The organism is Stenotrophomonas sp. B2 (assembly GCF_014947095.1).
In the GTDB taxonomy this organism is placed as follows: Bacteria; Pseudomonadota; Gammaproteobacteria; order Xanthomonadales; family Xanthomonadaceae; genus Stenotrophomonas; species Stenotrophomonas maltophilia_P.
On the sequence record NZ_JADCQA010000002.1, the window covers coordinates 147,750 to 167,603 of the forward strand.

Sequence of the window (19,854 nt, forward strand, 5' to 3'; positions counted from 1 at the left end):
GGGCGGCGCGCCGGAGGCGCTTACGCCGCGCGTCGAAGGGTCTCGGTCAGCGATTCGATGCTGGCGGCCTTCGGTTTGACCAGCCAGAACTTGCCGATGTAATCGCGGAACTCGTCCAGGATCTGCTGCGCCCAGATGCTGCCGGTCAGTTCGCGATGGCGGCCGATCAGGCGGTGCAGGTGCTGGCGGTAGTTCTCGAAGCCTTCGGCGGATACGCGATGGATGTCGATCAGCTCGTGGTTGTAACGGTCCACGAAGTCGCGGTCCACATCCAGCACGTAGGCCAGCCCCCCGGTGAAGCCGGCACCGAAGTTCAGGCCGACCTTGCCCAGCACCAGCACCACGCCGTCGGTCATGTACTCGCAGCAGTGATCGCCGGCGCCTTCCACGACCGCGAGCGCACCGGAATTGCGGACCGCGAAGCGCTCGCCGGCACGTCCGGCGGCGAACAGCTCGCCACCGGTGGCGCCATACAGGCAGGTGTTGCCGATGATCGCAGTGCTGCGCGCCTCGAACCGCGCGCCGCGCGGCGGACGTACCACCAGGCGGCCGCCGGCCATGCCTTTGCCGACGTAGTCGTTGGCTTCGCCCTCCACTTCCAGATGCAGGCCGCCGACATTGAAGGCGCCGAAGCTCTGTCCGGCGCTGCCACGGAAGCGCAGCTCCAGGGGGGCGTCGGCCATGCCCTGGTTGCCGTGCGCGCGCGCCACCGCGCCGGCCAGGCGGGTGCCGATGCTGCGGTCGGTGTTGTGGATCAGGAAGCGATGTTCGCCCCCCCTGCGCTGTTCGATCGCGTCCGCCAGCAGGCCATCCATCTGCGTGGCCAGGCTGTCCGGCGATTCGTACAGGCGCTGCGCCGCGCAGTGGCTGCCTTCGTAGCGCGCATCTGCCAGCAGGCGCGACAGGTCCACGCGCACGCCATCGCGCGGTGCGGCCTCGATCTGCCGCAGCAGGTCGGTGCGGCCGACGATCTCCTCCAGCGAACGCGCGCCCAGGTACGACAGCCAGCCACGCACTTCCTCGGCCAGCAGGCGGAAGAAATTCTCCACGCGCTCGGGCTGGCCGGTGAAGTGGTTCTCGCGCAGGCGTTCGTCCTGGGTGGCCACGCCGGTGGCGCAGTTGTTGAGGTGGCAGATGCGCAGGTACTTGCAGCCCAGCACGATCATCGGCGCGGTGCCGAAGCCGAAGCTGTCCGCACCCAGCAGCGCGGCCTTGACCACGTCCAGGCCGGTCTTCAGGCCACCATCGGTCTGCAGCAGGGTGCGCCCGCGCAGGTCGTTGGCCAGCAGCGCCTGGTGCGCTTCGGCCACGCCCAGTTCCCACGGCACACCGGCGTAGCGGATCGAGCTGACCGGCGAGGCACCGGTGCCGCCGTCGTGGCCGGAGATGGTGATCAGGTCCGCGCCGGCCTTGACCACGCCGGCGGCGATGGTGCCGACGCCGGCATGGCTGACCAGCTTCACCGATACCAGCGCGGTCGGGTTGACCTGCTTGAGATCGTAGATGAGCTGCGCCAGGTCCTCGATGGAATAGATGTCGTGGTGCGGTGGCGGCGAGATCAGGCCGATGCCCGGCCGCGCGTAGCGCAGGCGGGCGATCAGCTCGTTGACCTTGTGCCCCGGCAGCTGGCCGCCTTCGCCGGGCTTGGCGCCCTGCGCGACCTTGATCTGCAGCACCTCGGCATTGACCAGATACTCGGCGGTGACACCGAAGCGACCCGACGCCACCTGCTTGATCTTGCTGCGCCGTGGGGTGCCGTAGCGGGCCGGGTCTTCGCCACCTTCGCCGGAATTGCTGCGGCCGCCGAGGCGGTTCATCGCGATGGCCAGTGCCTCATGCGCTTCCGGCGACAGCGCGCCGAGGCTGATCGCGGCGGTGTCGAAGCGCGGGAACAGTTCGCTGGCCGGCGCCACCTCGTCCAGCGGCGTGGGTGTCGGCGCCGGCACCAGCTGCAGCAGGTCACGCAACGCCGATGGCGGCCGGGCATGCACGGCATCGCAGTACTGCTGCCAGGCGCGGGCATCACCACTGCGCGCCGCGCGCTGCAGGGTGGTGACCACGTCCGGGTTGTACATGTGGTACTCGCCGCCGTGCACGTACTTCAGCAGGCCGCCGACATCGACATCCTGCTGTGCATCCCAGGCCTGCGCGCACAGTTCGCGCGCATCGGCATCCAGCCGCGCGAAGCCGGCGCCGCCGATGCGCGAGGCGGTGTCGGGGAAGCACAGCGCGACCACTTCCGGCTCCAGGCCGATGATCTCGAACAGCTGCGCGCCGCGGTAGCTGGCCACGGTACAGATGCCCATCTTCGAGATGATTTTCGACAGGCCCTTGTAGACGCCCTTGCGGTAGCGGCGGCCGATCTGCGACTGCTCACCGCCCTTGCTGAGCTTGAGGATGCCGCGCCGGCCGAGGTCGAACAGGGTCTGGTAGGCAAGATACGGGTACACCGCGGTGGCCCCGAAGCCGAGCAGGCAGGCCATATGGTGCGGGTCGCGCGCAGTGCCGGTCTCGACGATCAGGTTGACGTCGCAGCGCAGCCCCAGCCGCGAGAGGTGATGATGCACCGCACTGGTGGCCAGCAGGGCGTGCACCATCGGTCGCCCGGCCACCGGATAGCGGTCGGACAGCAGCAGCATCACCATGCCTTCGCGTGCGGCGCGTTCGGCCTCCGCACAGATGCGCTCGATGCCGTTGCGCAGCCCTTCTTCCTCGCTGTAGGACAGGTCGAGCAGGCGGTTGGCCTGCAGATACTGGTCCATCTTCAGCAGCTGGCGCAGCTTGCGTTGGCTCAATACCGGCGAGTTGAGGATGACGTGGTTCACCGTCTCCGGGCCGGCATGGAAGATGTTGGTCTCCTTGCCGAGCTGGGTGGACAGGGACATGGCGCAGTCTTCGCGCAGCGGATCGATCGGCGGATTGGTGACCTGCGCGAATGCCTGCCGGAAATAGTCGTACAGCGGCCGGCTGCGCTGGCTCAGTACCGCCATCGGCGTGTCATCGCCCATCGAGCCGGTGGCTTCCTGCTCGGTCTCGGCCAGCGGGCGCAGCACCTGCTCCACCTCCTCGCTGCTGAGCTGGTACAGCTTGTGGTAACTGCGCAGGGTGCCCTCGTCGAAGGGCTCCTCCACCAGCGAAGGATCGATCAGTTCGGTCTGCAGGTAGGTCACGCCCTGCTGCAGCCACTGCTTGTACGGTGCGCGGCCGCGGTTGATGCGGTCCACCGCGTCCGAATCGAGCAGGTCGCCGCGCTTGAGGTCGATGGCCACCATTTCACCGGGGCCGAGCTTGCCCTTGCGTACCACGCGCTCGGTCGGCACTTCCCACACGCCCGCTTCGGAGGCGACCAGGAAGTGGCGGTCGGCGGTCAGCATCCAGCGCGCCGGGCGCAGGCCGTTGCGGTCCAGCGTACACACCGCATAGCGGCTGTCGCAGGCGACGATGCCGGCCGGGCCGTCCCAGGGCTCGCTGTTGAGGCCATGGAACTCGTAGAACGCGGCCAGGTCCGGATCCTTGAACTCCAGCGACTGCGTCGCCGGTGGCACCAGGATGCGCAGCGCCTGGATCAATTCCATGCCGCCGGCGACCATCAGTTCCAGCATGTTGTCCAGGCTCTGCGAGTCCGAACCATGCATGGAGATCACCGGATCGAACTCGGCGATGTCGAAGCGCGGTGTCTTCCACACCTTGCTGCGCGCCTGCGCCCAGCGACGGTTGCCCTCGATGGTGTTGATCTCGCCGTTGTGCGCGAGCAGGCGGAACGGATGCGCCAGCGGCCAGCGCGGCAGCGTGTTGGTGGAGAAGCGCTGGTGGAACACGATCGCGCTGGAGGCCAGCTCGCGCCGCTGCAGGTCCGGATAGAAGCGGCTGAGCTTGTCCGGCAGGACCATGCCCTTGTAGCTGATCGCATCCGGGGTGAGCGTGGTGACGTAGAAATCGCCATGGTCGCGCAGCTGCTGTTCGCTGCGACGGCGTGCGAGGTACAGCGCCAGGGCGAAGCCGGTGCCGTCCTGGCCGACACCGGCATCGACGAACACCTGCTCGATGCGCGGCAGCGTATCGCGCGCGAGCTGGCCGCAGACACTGTCGTCGATGGGAACCTCGCGCCAGCCCGCCACGCGGCAGCCCACCGCTTCAAGCTGCACCTGCAGCTGCGTCCGGCAGGCCTGCGCGGCGTCGGCGTCGTGCGGAAGGAACACCAGGCCCGCCGCGAAGCGGGTGGCCACGGTGATGCCCGCTTCGCTGGCCAGCAGTTTCAGGAATGCATCGGGGCGACGCAGCAGCAGCCCGCAGCCATCACCGGTGAGCCCGTCAGCGGCGACGCCACCACGATGGGTCATCCGTGAAAGCGCGGCGATGGCGGTATCCACCAGCAGGCGCGACGGCTGGTCGTCGAGCTGCGCGACCATGCCGAATCCACAGGCATCGCGCTCGGAGCGCGGGTCGTAAAGCCCTTGGCGGTTGCGGGGGGCCATCTCTACCTCGATGCGGAATGAAATGAGCGGGGACACTCAAGCCCGCCCAATCCCTGGAGCGCATCGTGAGGCCACCGGATGCCTCGAATAAAGCACAGGTTGCTGCAGCGCCGCAATACACGGTTGCAGGTGCAACGGAAAGCGCCGGCGGTGATCCGCCGGCGCGGGCCGGGATCAGCCGCAGCGGACGCCGCTGACCACGTCCTTGGCGTCCACTTCGATGTTCAGGCGGTCGCCCAGGAACTCCATCGTGGTCGCGTCATTGGGGTGCAGCACGCGCACCTGCTGAGCACCGGCATCTTCCTGGGCCTGCTTGCCCAGCGCATCGGTGTAGGCCTGGCCGACCAGGCTCTGTACCTGGCTGGCGTCGCAGGTGCCCACCGGCGGTGCCTCGGTGGCCTTGCCGGCTTCATCGGCCGGTGCCTTGGCGGCTTCGGCGGCCTGCTGGGCGTGGGCCGTGGCCGAATCCTGTTCATCCAGCGCCGGCGCCTGGCAGGCGGACAAGGCCAGCACGGCCGGCAGCAGCAGGGCGGAGAGCGAACGGGCGCGAATCGGGAACGACATCATGACTCCGGAAGGGACTGTGAAAGCCGGAGCATAGCCGCGAACCCATCCTCACGTGTTTGTCTTGCGTTATTGACGCGGCCGCGTCATGTCGATCGCCACACTGCTGGCATGCCCACGTCCCCCACACCCGAGCGCGCGGCGGCGCGCGCGGCCGGCCTGCGCTACGTTGATGACACCCAACCGGGCTTCACCCGGCTGCGTGCAGGCAAAGGCTTCCGTTACCGTGATGCTGACGGCCACGCAGTGCGCGATGCGGCCACGCTGCGGCGTATCCGCGCATTGGCCATTCCCCCGGCTTACACCGCGGTATGGATCTGTGCGCATGCCAACGGCCACCTGCAGGCGACCGGCCGCGATGCGCGTGGCCGCAAGCAGTACCGGTATCACGCTGACTGGGCGAAGGTGCGCGATGCCGGCAAGTTCGATCGGATCATTGCGTTCGGCGAGGCACTGCCCACGCTGCGGCGGCGGCTGGCACGCGACCTGCGGCAGTCCGGATTTCCGCGGACCAAGGTGCTGGCCGTGGTGGTGGCGCTGCTGGCCGATACGCTGGTACGGATCGGCAATGAGACCTACGCCCGCGAGAACCGCTCGTTCGGGCTGACCACCCTGCGCAACCGCCACCTCGAGCTGCTTCGCGGCGGGCGGGTACGCATGCGGTTCCGGGGCAAGTCCGGCCAACTGCAGGAGGTGACGGTGGGCGACCGCCGCCTGGGCCAGATGGTGCGACGGTTGCAGCAGCTGCCGGGGCAGTCGTTGTTCCAGTACCGCGACGATGATGGCCAGGTGCAGCCGGTCGATTCCGGCGCAGTGAACGAGTACCTGCGCGATGTGATGGGTGAGGACTTCACCGCCAAGGATTTCCGTACCTGGGGCGGCACGGTGGCGGCGGTGCAGGCACTGGCTGCCACCGCGCTGCCCGAGCCCGCCAGCCAGCGCGCACTGGCCGCAGCGCAGCGCGAGGTGGTCTGCCAGGTTGCCGCGCGTCTGGGCAACACCCCTGCGGTGTGCCGCAGGGCATACATCGATCCCTGTGTGTTCGCCGGCTGGGAGCGTGGCGAACTCACCGCGCTGGCGGGCCTGCGCGGCCCGCGGCAGTGGGAACAGGCCACGTTGCGTGTACTGCGGCGGGCACGCCGGCTCAGCCGCAGTAGATCGCCGTGATGTTGTTGGTGCGTCCCTTCTCGATGGTCAGGCGATCACCGCCTTCGCTGGCGGGCGGAACACGCGGACCGTCGTGGCGCAGCACCTGCACGTGCAGGCTGTCGCTGTCCACGCGTGCACGTTCAACGGTGGCCGCCGATGCTGCCAGGCCGACGGCGCCGCGCACCATGTCGCTGTGGCACTGGCCGGAAATCACGCCGTCGATCGGTTGAACCTGTGCGATTGGCGTGCTGCTGCATGCGGCGACGGCAAAGGTCAGTGCGGCTACGCTGAATGCGCGGATCATGATCCTGCTCCATGGTGATGAGGACGCCAGCGTGCCGCGCGCGGCGTGGTGGCGGCATGAACGGCGTGCACATGCGGGACACGGTGCATTCACTGTCGCCGACAGCGGCGATGGCCACACTGCATGTACTGGCACGCCACGGAGGTATGACATGGCCACCTGTGATGTATGCGGCAACGACTACGACAAGAGTTTCACCCTGCAGCAGGGCGGGCGCAGCGGCACGTTCGACTCGTTCGAATGCGCGATCCACGCCTTCGCGCCACGCTGTGCGCACTGCAACTGCACCGTGATCGGCCACGGCGTCGAAGGCAACGGGCAGATCTTCTGCTGTGCGCACTGCGCTGGCCATGCCGGCGTGCAGGGCGTTGCCGATCGCGCCTGAGCCCACCCCATTCCCCACACCTGAAGGAGACCGCATGGCTACGAGCAAGAAGGTTCCCGCCCGCCGCAAGGCGTCGCCCAAAGTACGCAAGGGTACGAAGGCAGCTGCCGAGGGCAGCGCCGCAGCAGCGGCCGAACGCTCCCGCGTGGTGAAGACGGCAACCCGCAAGGCCGCCGCCGGTGATCCACGTGCCGCCCGGGTTGCGGCCCGCCAGCGACGCCTGCAGGACCAGGAAAAGGCCAAGGATGCGCGTGCGGCGAAGAAGGCGACCAGGAAGAAGGCAACCCAGGCGGGCACGCGACGCCAGCCGGAAACCCTGCCCGCCCAGCACCTGGCCAAGCCGGGACATGAGCACGAACTGGACCTGGCCCCGCGCTTCCTGGCACCGGACTACGTCGGCAGCGGCAAGCTGCAGGGCATGCGCGCGATCGTCACCGGCGGCGATTCCGGGATCGGACGCGCCGTCGCTGTCCTGTTCGCGCGCGAGGGGGCGGACGTGGCGGTGCTGCACCTTGATGAGGCCGAGGATGCCGAGATCACCCGCCAGCATGTGGAGAGCGAGGGCGGACGCTGCGTGGTGATTGCGGGCGACGTGCGCGATCCGCGTTTCTGCAACAAGGCGGTGAAGCAGGTCGCCAAGGCCTTCGGGGGCGTCGACATCCTGGTCAACAACGCCGCCTTCCAGCTGCACTGCGAGCGCCTGGAGGACCTGGAGGACGAGCATCTGCAGGAGACGCTGCAGACCAATATCGGCGGCTACGTGCAGATGGCACGGGCCGTGCTGCCACACCTGGGCGAGGGCGCCAGCATCATCAACACGGGTTCGGAAACCGGCCTCTTCGGCAGCAAGGCGCTGATCGACTATTCGGCGACCAAGGGAGCGATCCACGCTTTCACCAAAGCCTTGGCCAGCCAGCTGCTGCCGCGTGGCATCCGGGTCAACTGCGTGGCCCCCGGCCCGGTGTGGACGCCGCTCAATCCTGCGGACAAGCAGGCCCCCGACGTGGCCGAGTTCGGCAAGGACAGTGACATGGGGCGCCCGGCACAGCCGGAGGAGCTGTCTCCGGCCTATGTGTTCCTGGCGTCACCGGCCTGTGCCAGCTACATCAGCGGGGTGATCCTGCCGGTGATGGGCGGCCCGCGGGGCTGACCGGGGGCGCATACAGATCGGCGATGCGCGGAATGAAGCGCTGCGGGTTGGCGCCGACCAGGTTGGTGAGCACCACCACGGCGATGCCGCGGTCAGGGTAGACGACGAAGGCCGAGCGCGCGCCACCGATGCCGGCCACCTGCCGGTCCGGCGCACCCTGCAGTACTGGCCAGCCGGCAGACCACGGGCCCGCCCTGCCATCGGCCAGCGGCTCGGCGGTCCACATCCGTGTGCGCCCGTCCTCGCGCAGCAGTCGCCCGTCCAGCAGTGCGACCAGCCAGCGCGCGGTGTCATCGGCGGTGGTAAGGATGCCGCCGCCGGACCACAGGCTGGGCGGCACGTCGTAGAACCAGTGCGACAGCCGTGGCGGAGTATCGGCGGCTTCGGTCGCGCGCGGGGCCAGGCTGTACATCGTGGCGGCGTCGGGGATCAGGTCGTAACTGTCGCCGAAGGTGGTGCGTTCCATGCCAGCGGCGCCGAACTGCCGGCTGGCCAGGAAGCGGTCGTAGGGCATGCCCGACTGCCGCGCGATGATCCGCGCCAGGAGCAGATAGTTGGTCTGGTTGTAGGCGAAACGCTGGCCAGGTGCTGCATCCATCGGCTGTGCGGTCACGGCCTGCCAGGCCTGTGCCTCGGTGCCTCCGCCCAGCAGCCCGCGCGCGTCAAGGATGTCCGGCAGGCCGGAGGTGTGGGCCAGCAGTTGACGTACGCGCACCGTCTGCCAGGCGGACGGAAGCGCATCCAGATAGCGCGACAACGGTGCATCCAGATCCAGCCGGCCCTGCTGCGCCAGCTGTGCGGCGGCGACGCCGGTAAAGGCCTTGGTGGCGGAGTTCAACGGGAATCGCGTGCTGCGTGTGGCGGGCACGCCGTTTTCCACGTTGGCCAAGCCGAACGCTTCGGACAGCACGACCTGGCCGTCCTTGACCACTGCGATCTGCAGGCCTGGAATGCGCTCGTCCTGCAATGTCTGGCGGATCAGGCGGCGAGCCTGTTCGTTCGCCGGCTCCGGGCTGGCTGACGCCGGCGAGAGGGGCAGAGCAGCAAGCAGCAGGAGCAGAAGGGGGAGCGATGGGCGGAACATGGGTTGTTCCCGGCGGGATGTGCGGATGGGATGCAGCAGGCAGCAGGAGGGTTTAGATGCCGCCGTTGTGAATTTCGGGAGGGAGGACATTCCAGCGGAGCCGGCAGTCCACCCTGATGGCAGTGATGCCGATACTGACAGCGAACGGAGGATGCCTGCTGCCGGACTTGCTACAGTCTGTCCGCTGCACGCAACGCAGACCCATGCACAGGAGGAAGGGCGGCGATGTCCGAACCGTACTCGGCTTTTCTCAGATTGAGCATGTCACGCGCAGATCTTGCGCGGTGGCTTGCGGCAGCACCGCCGGACGTGTCCCGCTGGTCGGACTGGCGCTCCATCGGCGGGCAGTGGAGTCTTCCCGGAGGCGGGGATCTTTCCGACCCGGATGCGCCGGGTCTGCAGACACTCATTTCAGACTGCAACGCGATGTTGGCGCGCCATCGGGACAACCGCGCGGCACTGGAGTTCGTGCTGGGATCGGCAGAGGCGGAGAACATCAAGATTGCGGCCTATGACCATCAGGGAAGACACTTCGTTGCCGGGTCGTTGACCTATTCGGAGAGTCTCTACGACATCCTGTTCTTTCTGGCCCTGGGGCGCAGCGCAGCCGAGTTCCTGGCCACGGACGATGCCGGCCTGGTCGTTGTCCACGACTATCTGTGGGGCGAGGACGGCGAACGGAGAACGGTCGCCGCGCTTGGGCTTGCTGGAAACGGACACTCCGCATTCCTGGGGCCCGACGCCTCCGCTGCCGCCGCCCGCGAGTTCGACGAACGGGTCGAGGCGATGCTGGATGGACAGGACGATCCGGACTTCTTCCCGCGCGATCAGCTGCAGGATCTGCGGGACTGATCCCGCGCATCAGCTATTGTTGAAGGGCACATAGGGTGTAAACGGCCTGGAAGGATCGAAGTCCTTCTGGCCAGGGTACAGAAGGCAATAGAGCCTGCCTTCATGCACGACTGCCAACGGGTAACAGGCATCCTGCCTGCTCATTCCGCCTGCGCCGCATTCCTGGAGGCCTTCCAGCACCTCCATGGCGGTGCACTTTCCGGCCTTGCAGTCATGTTCCCGGATCGCGCTGAAGCCCTTTGAATAGAAGATCCTCGGTGCCCGATAGCCCTGCAGCGGTTGCAGGTGCTTGGCCAGGGCGGCGTAGGCCCTGTCCACTTCCTCCCGCTCACCCAGGTTGAACGTGGAAGGCGAGTCCGATGTGAACCTGAACTTCGCAGGATCCGTCTCGCACTCCCACGCATGTGAGGCGGGAATGTGCAGCACAAGCAATGCGAACGCACTGATCAAGGATCGGGGCATCATCACTCCTGGGCAGGTCTGCTGTTGCTCGATGGAGCCGCATGGGAACACGGGAAAGAGTGAACCAGCGCTTCCCGCGTCAGCGTCGATGCGTCTTCCTCGAGGCGGGCGCGCGGAAGCGCCTTCAGGTGGCTGTACACGCGATCCACAAGCTCATGGGGCAGGACCGTGGCTCGTCCACACCATTGCCCGGCGCTGCTGTCGGCGACTGCCGCGATGTAACCCTGGGCCCAGGACACCGCGCGAGCGCGGCACAGTGCGTCGCTGCACTCACGCCCCTCCTCGTTGCCTGTGATTCGCTCCAGCAGTGCGCGGCCACTGGAAAGTGCATTGCCTGCGTCTGCCGCATGCGCGGGCAGAGCGGCGGACAGGCACGCCGCAAGGAAGGAGGCTGTTGAAGGCCGCCGCAGCCAGCGGCCAACCGGAGTACGCATGCATGCGATTCCTGAAGATGGAGAAGAGAAGGCTCGTCGCCAGCGCCAACTCTATCGGATCGGCCTGCCCGACCGGGATGCACGAGCCCGGCGGAAGGGGGCGCCAGGAAACGCCGTGCACGGAGAGGAGACGGGGATGCTGCGCTTGCCCCCTACCGTTCGTCGGCCCATGACTTCCGGGGGGTTGACTACAGGTGTCGTCACGCCGACAGTGACGACACGTGTAGTCAAGGGAGCCTGTCATGCGCGGCAAAACCATCGGGGACCAGGAGCTGGCCCTGCTGCAGTACATCGATGAACATGCGCCGGCCAGTGTCGGCGAGGTCGCCAGCGGCTATGGCGAGGCGCGCGGGCTGGCCCGTTCCACCGTGCTGACGATGATGGAGCGGCTGCGCACCAAGGGGTACCTGCAGCGACGGCAGCACGAAGGCCTGTACCGCTACCAGGCCACCCGTGGCCCTGACAGCGTGCTGCAGGGTGCGGTGGCCCAGTTCGTCGACAACACCCTGCAGGGCTCGGTGTCGCCGTTCGTGGCCTATCTTTCGCAGCGCCAGCAGGTCAGCGACAACGAGCTGGCCGAGCTGGAAGCGCTGGTCGCCCAGCTCCAATCGCGTCGCCACGAGGGCTGAGCCATGGACACCACGATGCTGATCCCGATGCTGGAACGGCTGGGCTGGACCAGCCTGCAGACCGTGCTGCTGGTGGCGCTGGTGTATGCCGTGTGCCGGCTGATGCCGTCGCTGTCGGCCGCCACGCGTTGTCGGTTGTGGTGGCTGGTTTCGTTGCAGGCCGTGCTCGGCCTGGTGTGGAGCCAGCCGGTGCAGCTGCCCTGGTTGCCCGCGTCGCCGTCGGTGGCGATGACCGCTGCCGATATCGCCGCCGATGTGGTCTATCCGCTGTCTGCGGAAGGCTCCGCGCAGCTGCTGGCCACGATGCCGGTGGAGGTCGTGGCGACGCCCGCAACAGCGTGGTGGGCGCTTGCACTGGCCGCGCTGTGGGCCTCCGGTGTCCTGCTGATGGCCTGGCGCACCCTGGCGGAGTGGCGGCGTTGCCGCGCGCTGCTGGCCGCCGCGTATCCCTGCGAGGACGCGGCGCTGGTGCAGGCGCTGCACCTGGCCGCCGACGCGCATGGACTTCGCCGCCCGCCGCGCCTGTGGATGAGCGCACAGATCGATGCGCCGCAGCTGGTCGGGCCGCTGCGCCCGGTGCTGCTGCTGCCGGCCGGCGCCACTGCACTGCAGGGCGACGCGCTGGACCTGGCATTGACCCATGAACTGCAGCACCTGCAGCGCCGTGACCTGCAGTGGGGATTGTTGCCGGCACTGGCGCAGCACCTGTTCTTCTTCCACCCGCTGCTGCGGCTGTCTGTGCGTGAGTACGCCCAGGCCCGGGAAGAAGCGGTGGATGAGGCGGTGGTGGGCCAGCATGGGGCCAGTCGCCACGCGTACGGGCGTCTGCTGCTGCAGCTGGGCGTTGCACCGCAGCCGCACCTGGGGGTGGCCAGTGCCGCGCCGGACACGACCAGCCTCAAGCGCCGGCTGCTCTCGCTGCAGCCGCGCAAAGCCTGCCCGCGCGTGCTCGCGGTTGCCCTGACGGCCGTGGTGCTGGTGGTGGGTGTGGCACCCATGCGACTGGTCGCAGCGCCGGTGCCGCCGGCGCCTCCCGCACCGCCGGCGGCCCCGAAGCCCCTGTCGCCGCCGCCGGCTCCGAAGGCACCGCCGGCGCCGGCAGCGTCGGCGCACCTGCCGGCCGTGCCGGTTCCCCCCGCGCCGCCGGCTGACGTGACCGGGCCGGACGATGTGACCGGACCCGATGATGCCGATGTGGGGGCCTTCGACGATGGGACCGACGTGGACGAGGACCATGACGGCATGACCTCTACCGGCACCTCCATCACCACCTACGGGACGTTGGATCTGGGCGAGTCGCCGCGCCAGGCCTATGTGCTGGTGGATGGGGATTCGACCTTCGCCAATGGCGGCATCGATGACGTGGCGCAGGCCCGCAGGCAGCTCGGCAAGGGACCGGCACTGTGGTTCCGCCAGGGTGACAAGCGCTACGTGGTGCGTGATCCGATGCTGGTGCAGTCACTGCAACGTGCCTATGCCGGCGCGGCGGAACTGGGCCGTCAGCAGGGCGAACTGGGACGCCAGCAGAGCGTGCTGGGTCGCCAGCAGGGCGAGCTCGGCCGCCGGCAGGGCGAACTGGGCCGGTTGCAGAGCGAACATGCACGCCAGATCGCGCAGGATGCGATGCGCACTGCGCGCAGTGCGATGGCTGCCCATGACATCAATCGTGAAGCGGCGGCCGAAGCGGCCAGGGCCGCGCGTGACTCGGTCGACGATGCAGCGCTCGCGCGGCAGGCCGCCGCTGAAGCGCGGCGCGCCCTTCAGGCTGCTCGTGATGACGAACGCCAGTCGGGGCGGAGCAGCGAGATGGGTCGGCTGGCCGGAGAGCAGGCCGCGCTGGCCAGCCGCCAGGCGGCGCTGGGCAGCCAGCAGGCCGCGCTCGGCGAACGCCAGGCACGCCTGCACGAGCGGGCCTCGCGACAGGCGCAGCAGGTGATCGCCCGTGCGCTGGCCAATGGCAAGGCCCAGCAGCTGTGAAGCGGCGGTAGCGCCGGGCCATGCCCGGCGTGCCCAGCGCCGGGCATGCGGATGGAAACCGCCGGGCCATGCCCGGTGTTAGCGGCTCAACCGCAGTTGGCGCGCACGATCCGGTTCTGCGCGTCGACCTCGATGGTGACCCGGTCCTCGCGGAAATCCATGGTCACCGCCATGCCGGGCTTCACCAGCCGCGCCGTGCGTGCACCACTGGCTTCAACCACCTGCTTCACCGTGGCCTCGTCGGCGGCCCTGCCTGCCAGCCCCTCCAGCTTTTCCGGGTTGCATCGCTGCGGGCTTCCTGCGACATGCGGAGGCCGGGGTGCAGGATCGCTGCTGCTGCCACTGCCTGCACTGCCGCCCGCATGGCTGCAGGCGGCCAGCGGCAGGGTACAACCGAGCATCAACCAGAGACTGGAACGCATCGCGGATCCTCCACGCATCAGGAGCCGACAGTCTCATCGATCGGGGCTTCAGGGGGCGTCAATACCCGTTCGGCGAGCTGTTCGATGCGGCCCAGCAGCTGCGCCAGCACGGCGTCGTCGTAAGGCAGCCAGCGGCGTGGCCGCGCCGGCAGGTCCGGCAAGGCCAGCGTCTGCCCGGCAAGGCTGGCGCGGGCGGTGGCCAGGTGCAGCCTGTAGTGGCCGACCTGCACATGGCGGCGCTGGAAGGTCATCAGGTCACGCTGCGGATGAGCGGCCAGCAGATGCTCCAGGGTTCGCCCGCGCAAGCGGACCATGCGGGCCGGCGGCAGTGGCATGCCCTCGCCACCGCATGCGCAGGTACTGGCCAGCAGGTCGAGTTCGCGCAGCAGTTCGGACGCCACCACTGCGGGCAGCTCGCGCGCCTGCACCGGTTGCCACGCGTCGCGATGCTGCCGCTGGAACTGCACGCGGCCGCTGCGGATCTCACCGGCAAGGCCATGCGACAGCGGTGCTGACAGCTGCCAGCCGATCCGCCACGGGCCTTTGGCCAACATCAGCTGGCCGCCGTCATCGCCGTGCCAGCCTTGCCGACGGGCCAGCCCGGCCAAGGTCGCCACCGACAGCGTCAGCCCATTGAATGCAGCGGTATCGGCGGGTTCGCCGCGGGCGTCCAGATAGTGTTCGCGGAACACCTGGCGAAGCGGTTGCCGGCAGCGCTGCTCGATCAGCCGCGCGCGCCAGGCGGCGCGCAGATGGGGTTGGCTGCGGGCGGGATGCCACAGGCGCAGGCGGTTGCGGCCCTGCAACGCGACCACGATGCCATGCGCATCGGCGAACGCCTCTGCGCCGTCCACCGGCATCGCATCGATCCAGTGCCCGCGCGCATCGGCGAGCTGCCAGACCAGGCCCTGCAGCAGGGTGGCCAATGCCGGTTGCCGGCACGCGTCGCGCCAGTCCTGCAGTGCCCACTCGCCGCCCAGCACGAACGTGGCCTCCAGGGCACGGGCCAGGCTGGCCAGTGAGCGCCTGCCGGCGGCAATGACCGGCAGGCGCAGCAGCAGTTGCGGGCGCTGTGCGAGGCGGCGTTCGGCGGCGGCCAGATGGCGGTCCAGCTTCCGCGCGATACCGGCATGGCGCACCTGCGACCGCGCCAGCGCCAGCGCGGCGATGGCCTCGGGGGTGGGCATCGCATTGACCGCCTTGGCCAGCGCCACAGCCACCGATTGCGAGGGCAGGGTCCGGGCGGCGGTCGGGGCAACGCACACCGGTGGCAGCACCTGCGCCAGCAAGGGCCGCAGCCAGGGCGCATCGCATTCCAGTGCCGCGCGCGTGGCACGCCAGAGCACACCGGCTTCGGCGATGCTGAAGGCACGGTCAGCGATGTAGGGCGCCTGGCCACTGTGGATCGCCTGCAGGCGCTGCGCTGCCTGCTGCAATGCGTGCTCGGCGAACTGCAGGTAGGTGTCGTGTTCGCTCAGTGGCTGCAGATCGGCGGGTGCCGGATCGATGTCGGCCTCGGTGGGGTACAGCTCGGCGATGCGGGCATGGCGCAACAGGTCCTGCAACGGCCAGTGCGCCACCAGGCGCAGCTCATCACGCAGCAGCGGGTGCACGCTGCAGCCGTCCAGCAGCGAGGCCAGCGTTCCGCTGCCGTCGGCACCGGCACAGCGCGCCAATGCCAGCAGCGACAGTGCATCGCTGCCGGCTTCGACGCTTGCCCCGGCGTGCAGGCCGCAGTGCTGCAGCAATGCCAGCGCGGGCGCCTGCAGCCGCTCGTGGCCGGGCTCGGTGCAGCGCGCAAGCAGGGCCACGCCGTCGACCGGACGAAGCGCGCCCGACCGTGTACCGGTGCTGCGCCGGGACAAGCGCAGCAGTGCAGCGGCGCAGATCGCAACGGTAAGACGGGGCTGCCGCTGCGCGTCGGCGTCGAGAATGCGGTGCGCCCACTGGCGCGCGCTATCCGTGAGCGGCAGGCCGTCGCACCCCAGGGCCATCGGCAGCAGGCTGGCCAGTTGCCCGTCATCCAGCCGGGCCAGCAGCGCCGCCTGGTCCTCGCCATGGAATCCGGCCAGCGTACCGGCCGCCTCCGTGCCGGCCAGCAGGGCAGCAAGGGAGCGCAGCTGGGAGCCCGGGACCTGGGTGCTCATGGAACCTCCGTGTCGTGAGCCGCGCCAGTCTCCGGCGGGGCCGCCTGGGGGTCCAGCGGCAGGGCATCATTCTGCCAACCCCATCGCATTCAGTCATAAAGTGACACCGTCCGCGAACACACAGGACCCGGCTCAGGCCATGCCGGGCGGCGCCTGCAGGGCGAGCAGTTCGCGCTCCTGTGCTTCCTCGCGGACCAGCCGCTGCAGCAGCAGGGCCAGGGTCACCACGTCCTGGTGATTGTGATCGGCCACCCGGCGCAGGTTCACCGCGTCGCCGCCGCGCAGGAACCGCAGCCACGCGCCCGGTGCCTCCGATCCCGGCAGATCGTCTTCGCGGATCACGCGCAGCAGCTGGCGCTCGATGGTGGACAGCCTGCAGTTCTCCCAGGTGCCGCGATAGCGGCGGCGGGTCGGATACAGCAGGTCGACATGGTCCAGGGCACTGATCGGGTCGCGTTGGCGCGCCAGCCGGTAGCGCGCCTTCAGCAGGGGCGCATCGTAGCTGCGGCCGTTGTAGCTGCAGAACACCGTGGAGGGCTGCAGCCAGCCGGCGAAGGTGGCCAGCATCGCCTCTTCGGCGGCCATCGTCGATATCAGCAACTGGCGGATGCGCAGGCCTTCGCCGCGCTGCGGGCAGGTGTACCAGTCGGCAGCACCGATCATGAAGGCGCGGGTACCGGTGCCGCCGGCCAGCCCGGTGGTCTCGGTATCGAAGAACAGCAGGTCGTGCGCGGCCACGTGCTCGTTCTCGCGCCGGGCGAACGCCAGCGACAGGGGAACCTTCGGAACCGGCTGCGGCTGCAGGGATTCGATCAGGAACAGGCCTGGCGCGATCTCCTCGCCCGGCAGCCGCCGGTCCTGTGCGGTCGCGTGCAGGGGCGCTGCGCTGCCGCGTGTGCGCAATCCCAGCAGGCGATGCAGGCTGCCGACGTGGGGCTGCCGCAACGGTGGCGTGGTGGGGGCGGGTGTCATGACGGCCGGGCCGGTCGGCTTGTGGCGGATCTCCTGTTCAACCCAGGCGAATACCGAGCGTTCGGCCGGTGGCTGCCGTGCATCATTGGCCGCTGCCGGGACGACCGCTGCGGGCGCCGCCGCCGTGACAGCCGGCGGCCCGGCCTTCGGGTCGCCCGCCTGCTTCCGCAGCAGACGCAGCTTGTCCAGGCTCAGGCTCACGGTGCCAGCAGCTCCACGGCGCCACGGGTGGCGGGCACCGCATCGGGCACGTGCTGGCAGGCGTCGGCATCGAACAGGTCCAGCACGCGCAATGCCAGTGCGCGCGGCGAGGTCTCGTCCTCCTCCTGCGCCGCCAGTACCGGGCCGACGCAGGCCGGACAGCCCGCCGTGCAGTCGCAGCGCTGCACGAGTTCGCGCGCGCGCTGCACCAGCTCCGCCTGGCGCTGCCACAGGGGTTCGCTCAGGCCGACGCCACCCGGGAAGTTGTCGTACAGGTAGACGGTCGGCACGAACACCTGCAGCAGCTCGACCGCGCCCGGATCGCCATCGCTGCCGCGCAGCTGGCCGCGGCCGCTCTGGTCGGCGACCGCGAACCATGCACCGTCGCCATTGCCGACCGACTTCTGCAGATCGCGTGCGTCGGCCATCACCGCCACCGTAGCGACGATGTGCAGCGCGTAGGCGGCACCCAGGAAGCCATCCAGCGCGTCCTGCCGGCTGGCGAACGCACGCAGCAGCAGCGCCTGCGGGAGCTGCCACCACACTGCGGTGGTGTGCAGTTCCTGGTCGGGCAGGTTGACCGGGCCGTAGCCGATGTTCTCGTGGGTGTAGTACCGGATCTTCTTGTAGCCGGCCACGCGGCGCACCACGTGCACCTCGCCGTGGTGCGAATCGCCGCGCCCGGCCACGCCGCCGTCGAAACGATCCAGCACCTTGAGCTTGGTGAAGTCGATGCTGTCGGTGTAGTAGTCCACGTGGGTGCGGGTGACGTAGGCCTTGCGCCCCTCCCAGTCCAGCGTCTCCACCTGGTACGGCGTGGACTGCACCATGTGGATGGCGCCCTCGTACAGGGTCAGCGCGGCGGCGGAGTAATCGACCTCGGCGATGATCTGCTGGCGGCCGTCGCTGCGGTCGACCACCACGAAGTTGCCGTCGGCCACCGCGCGCAGGCTCACCGCGTTGGCCGGATAGCTGTCGGCAATCCACTCCCAGCGCTCGCCTTCGCGATGGACCACGTCGGTCTCGGCCAGGGCTTCCAGGAACACCTCCGGATCGATCGGGCCGAAGCCATCGCCGACCCGGAACGGCAGCTCGAATGCCGCGCAGCGGATGTGGTCGAACAGGATCAGTGGCTGGTCCGGGGCGATGCGCGCATGTTCGGGCGAGGCTTCGGCGAAGAAGTCCGGATGGCGTACCACGTACTGGTCCAGTGGCTGCGAACTGGCCACCATCACGCCCAGCGCGGGCTGCTGGCGGCGTCCGGCGCGGCCGAAACGCTGCCAGGTGGCGGCCACGCTGCCCGGATAGCCGTTGAGGATCACCACGTCCAGGCTGCCGATATCCACGCCCAGCTCCAGCGCCGAGGTGCTGACGATGCCATCGATGCTGCCCGCGCGCATGGCGCGTTCGGTCTCGCGACGCTCGGTGGGCAGGTAACCGCCGCGATAGGCGCGTATGCGCGGTGGCTTGCGCGGATCGTGGTCGAAGATGTCCTTCAGGTACTTGGTGAGGACTTCGACCATCAGCCGCGTCTGCGCGAACACCAGGGTCTTGAGGCCGGACTTGATCGCGATGCGGGCGATGCGGTTGCTCTGCGAACGCGCCGATGCACGCAGGCCCAGGTCCGGGTTGATGACCGGTGGGTTCCACAACAGCACCTGCTTCGGTCCGCTGGGCGCACCGGACTCGGTGATGGCGGTGACCGGTGCTTCGATCAGGGCCTCGGCATGTGCCTGCGGATTGCCGATGGTGGCCGAGCACAGGATGAACTGGGGTTGCACGCCATAGAACGCACAGATGCGCTTGAGCCGGCGCAGTACGTTGGTGACATGGCTGCCGAACACGCCGCGGTAGGTATGCACTTCGTCGATGACGATGTAGCGCAGGTTCTCGAAGAACTGCGCCCACTTGGTGTGATGCGGCAGGATCGCCTGGTGCAGCATGTCGGGATTGGATACCACGATGTCGCCATGCAGGCGGATCGCCTGCCGCGCGTCCCCGGGCGTGTCGCCATCGAAGGTGAACGCCTTCACCCCGAGATCGCCGGCGCGGTTGAGCTCCAGCAGTTCGGCCACCTGGTCCTGCGCCAGCGCCTTGGTGGGGAACAGGTACAGCGCCTTGGCGTTGTCCTGCATGGCCGCGCTGACCACCGGCAGGGTGTAGCACAGCGACTTGCCGCTGGCGGTCGGGGTAACGATGGCCACATGCTCGCCGCGCTGGCTGGCCTCCCAGGCCTCGGCCTGGTGGCTGTACAGCTGTTCGATGCCACGTGCCTTCAATGCGGCGGCAAGGGCCGGCGGTACCGATTCCGGAATGGGCGCATAGCGGCCCTCGCGGCCGGGGATGGCAAAGCTGCCGGTGATGCGGTCGTGGTAGCGGCGCTGCAGGCGCGCGCTGAGCAGGGCACCGTCGCGGGCGGGCAGACCGTCGCGGGTCGCGAGTTGCTGCTCCGCGTCGGCGGTGCGCTTGGCGAGTTCGTAGGCCATGGGTGCACGGATTCCAGGGGGGCACATGGCAACACAGATGGGTCTCAGGATGTGAGACCCCGCAGCGGGACGGAGTGAACCGTTCAGTGCGCGGGCGGCAGCCGGACGTCGAATCCAGTGAAACGCCTGCCGCGTGCGCCGGAACAACGGGCTGGCCCGCC

The 19,854-nt window shown here is 68.9% G+C and carries 16 protein-coding genes; 6 read left to right on the forward strand and 10 right to left on the reverse strand.

Annotation, left to right across the window (positions count from 1 at the left end; all coding sequences use genetic code 11):
• Positions 1 to 20 precede the first annotated feature (20 nt).
• Positions 21 to 4,475: a glutamate synthase large subunit gene (gene gltB, locus IMX13_RS02675; RefSeq protein ID WP_053515986.1), complete on the reverse strand. Its 4,455-nt coding sequence runs from the start codon at positions 4,473 to 4,475 to the stop codon at positions 21 to 23.
• Between the two features lie 174 nt (positions 4,476 to 4,649).
• On the reverse strand, positions 4,650 to 5,039 hold the full coding sequence (locus tag IMX13_RS02680; RefSeq protein ID WP_053515984.1) for an I78 family peptidase inhibitor: 390 nt from the start codon (positions 5,037 to 5,039) through the stop codon (positions 4,650 to 4,652).
• A gap of 111 nt (positions 5,040 to 5,150) precedes the next feature.
• On the opposite strand from IMX13_RS02680, the gene IMX13_RS02685 reads away from it, so the two are divergent.
• Positions 5,151 to 6,206 (forward strand): DNA topoisomerase IB, encoded by a 1,056-nt coding sequence (locus IMX13_RS02685; protein WP_193395702.1) that lies wholly within the window; start codon positions 5,151 to 5,153, stop codon positions 6,204 to 6,206.
• Here IMX13_RS02685 and IMX13_RS02690 read toward each other — a convergent pair.
• Positions 6,184 to 6,492 carry a hypothetical protein gene (locus IMX13_RS02690; protein ID WP_128987665.1) on the reverse strand — a complete coding sequence of 103 codons (309 nt, stop codon included), beginning with the start codon at positions 6,490 to 6,492 and terminating at the stop codon, positions 6,184 to 6,186. The genes IMX13_RS02685 and IMX13_RS02690 overlap by 23 nt on opposite strands.
• A 151-nt stretch (positions 6,493 to 6,643) precedes the next feature.
• Between IMX13_RS02690 and IMX13_RS19010 the strand changes: the two genes are divergently transcribed.
• Entirely contained in the window at positions 6,644 to 6,877 is a 234-nt protein-coding gene (locus IMX13_RS19010) for a hypothetical protein (RefSeq protein WP_053516095.1), read from the forward strand.
• A 34-nt stretch (positions 6,878 to 6,911) separates the two neighbouring features.
• On the forward strand, positions 6,912 to 8,027 hold the full coding sequence (locus tag IMX13_RS02700) for an SDR family oxidoreductase (protein ID WP_193395703.1): 1,116 nt from the start codon (positions 6,912 to 6,914) through the stop codon (positions 8,025 to 8,027).
• Here IMX13_RS02700 and IMX13_RS02705 read toward each other — a convergent pair.
• Positions 7,984 to 9,081: a serine hydrolase domain-containing protein gene (locus IMX13_RS02705; protein WP_193395772.1), complete on the reverse strand. Its 1,098-nt coding sequence runs from the start codon at positions 9,079 to 9,081 to the stop codon at positions 7,984 to 7,986. The two genes, IMX13_RS02700 and IMX13_RS02705, sit on opposite strands and share 44 nt — an antisense overlap.
• A 255-nt stretch (positions 9,082 to 9,336) precedes the next feature.
• Between IMX13_RS02705 and IMX13_RS02710 the strand changes: the two genes are divergently transcribed.
• The gene (locus tag IMX13_RS02710) at positions 9,337 to 9,963 is read left to right on the forward strand and encodes a hypothetical protein (RefSeq protein ID WP_193395704.1); all 627 of its coding nucleotides are present in this window, start codon (positions 9,337 to 9,339) and stop codon (positions 9,961 to 9,963) included.
• Between the two features lie 9 nt (positions 9,964 to 9,972).
• Here the strand turns inward: IMX13_RS02710 and IMX13_RS02715 are convergent, their stop codons facing one another.
• Both IMX13_RS02715 and IMX13_RS02720 read right to left on the reverse strand, forming a co-directional pair.
• Positions 9,973 to 10,425 (reverse strand): hypothetical protein, encoded by a 453-nt coding sequence (locus IMX13_RS02715; protein ID WP_128987667.1) that lies wholly within the window; start codon positions 10,423 to 10,425, stop codon positions 9,973 to 9,975.
• Between the two features lie 2 nt (positions 10,426 to 10,427).
• Entirely contained in the window at positions 10,428 to 10,859 is a 432-nt protein-coding gene (locus IMX13_RS02720) for a Rap1a/Tai family immunity protein (RefSeq protein WP_193395705.1), read from the reverse strand.
• Between the two features lie 242 nt (positions 10,860 to 11,101).
• Between IMX13_RS02720 and IMX13_RS02725 the strand changes: the two genes are divergently transcribed.
• Positions 11,102 to 11,488 carry a BlaI/MecI/CopY family transcriptional regulator gene (locus tag IMX13_RS02725; RefSeq protein WP_053515971.1) on the forward strand — a complete coding sequence of 129 codons (387 nt, stop codon included), beginning with the start codon at positions 11,102 to 11,104 and terminating at the stop codon, positions 11,486 to 11,488.
• Between the two features lie 3 nt (positions 11,489 to 11,491).
• Positions 11,492 to 13,465, forward strand: coding sequence for a M56 family metallopeptidase (locus IMX13_RS02730; protein ID WP_193395706.1), 1,974 nt, complete (start codon positions 11,492 to 11,494; stop codon positions 13,463 to 13,465).
• Between the two features lie 86 nt (positions 13,466 to 13,551).
• Here IMX13_RS02730 and IMX13_RS02735 read toward each other — a convergent pair whose 3' ends face one another.
• The 4 genes from IMX13_RS02735 to IMX13_RS02750 form a co-directional block, all read right to left on the reverse strand.
• A complete protein-coding gene (locus IMX13_RS02735; protein ID WP_193395707.1) occupies positions 13,552 to 13,887 on the reverse strand; it encodes an I78 family peptidase inhibitor in 336 nt (111 codons plus the stop codon).
• A gap of 17 nt (positions 13,888 to 13,904) precedes the next feature.
• Positions 13,905 to 16,034, reverse strand: coding sequence for a DUF4132 domain-containing protein (locus IMX13_RS02740; protein WP_193395708.1), 2,130 nt, complete (start codon positions 16,032 to 16,034; stop codon positions 13,905 to 13,907).
• Between the two features lie 132 nt (positions 16,035 to 16,166).
• Positions 16,167 to 17,207, reverse strand: coding sequence for a ribonuclease H-like domain-containing protein (locus IMX13_RS02745; RefSeq protein ID WP_065174118.1), 1,041 nt, complete (start codon positions 17,205 to 17,207; stop codon positions 16,167 to 16,169).
• Positions 17,204 to 19,693, reverse strand: a complete 2,490-nt coding sequence (locus IMX13_RS02750) for a DEAD/DEAH box helicase (protein ID WP_065182089.1) — start codon at positions 19,691 to 19,693, stop codon at positions 17,204 to 17,206. The genes IMX13_RS02745 and IMX13_RS02750 overlap by 4 nt, the downstream gene beginning before the upstream one ends.
• Positions 19,694 to 19,854: the final 161 nt, after the last annotated feature.

Coding starts and splice junctions, on each gene's coding strand:
- IMX13_RS02685 (WP_193395702.1), top strand. CDS start 5,151: ATGCCCACGTCCCCCACACCCGAGCGCGCGGCGGCGCGCGCGGCCGGC.
- IMX13_RS02750 (WP_065182089.1), bottom strand. CDS start 19,693: ATGGCCTACGAACTCGCCAAGCGCACCGCCGACGCGGAGCAGCAACTC.
- IMX13_RS02725 (WP_053515971.1), top strand. CDS start 11,102: ATGCGCGGCAAAACCATCGGGGACCAGGAGCTGGCCCTGCTGCAGTAC.
- IMX13_RS02700 (WP_193395703.1), top strand. CDS start 6,912: ATGGCTACGAGCAAGAAGGTTCCCGCCCGCCGCAAGGCGTCGCCCAAA.
- IMX13_RS19010 (WP_053516095.1), top strand. CDS start 6,644: ATGGCCACCTGTGATGTATGCGGCAACGACTACGACAAGAGTTTCACC.
- IMX13_RS02690 (WP_128987665.1), bottom strand. CDS start 6,492: ATGATCCGCGCATTCAGCGTAGCCGCACTGACCTTTGCCGTCGCCGCA.
- gltB (WP_053515986.1), bottom strand. CDS start 4,475: ATGGCCCCCCGCAACCGCCAAGGGCTTTACGACCCGCGCTCCGAGCGC.
- IMX13_RS02680 (WP_053515984.1), bottom strand. CDS start 5,039: ATGTCGTTCCCGATTCGCGCCCGTTCGCTCTCCGCCCTGCTGCTGCCG.
- IMX13_RS02735 (WP_193395707.1), bottom strand. CDS start 13,887: ATGCGTTCCAGTCTCTGGTTGATGCTCGGTTGTACCCTGCCGCTGGCC.
- IMX13_RS02730 (WP_193395706.1), top strand. CDS start 11,492: ATGGACACCACGATGCTGATCCCGATGCTGGAACGGCTGGGCTGGACC.
- IMX13_RS02715 (WP_128987667.1), bottom strand. CDS start 10,425: ATGCCCCGATCCTTGATCAGTGCGTTCGCATTGCTTGTGCTGCACATT.
- IMX13_RS02740 (WP_193395708.1), bottom strand. CDS start 16,034: ATGAGCACCCAGGTCCCGGGCTCCCAGCTGCGCTCCCTTGCTGCCCTG.
- IMX13_RS02720 (WP_193395705.1), bottom strand. CDS start 10,859: ATGCGTACTCCGGTTGGCCGCTGGCTGCGGCGGCCTTCAACAGCCTCC.
- IMX13_RS02710 (WP_193395704.1), top strand. CDS start 9,337: ATGTCCGAACCGTACTCGGCTTTTCTCAGATTGAGCATGTCACGCGCA.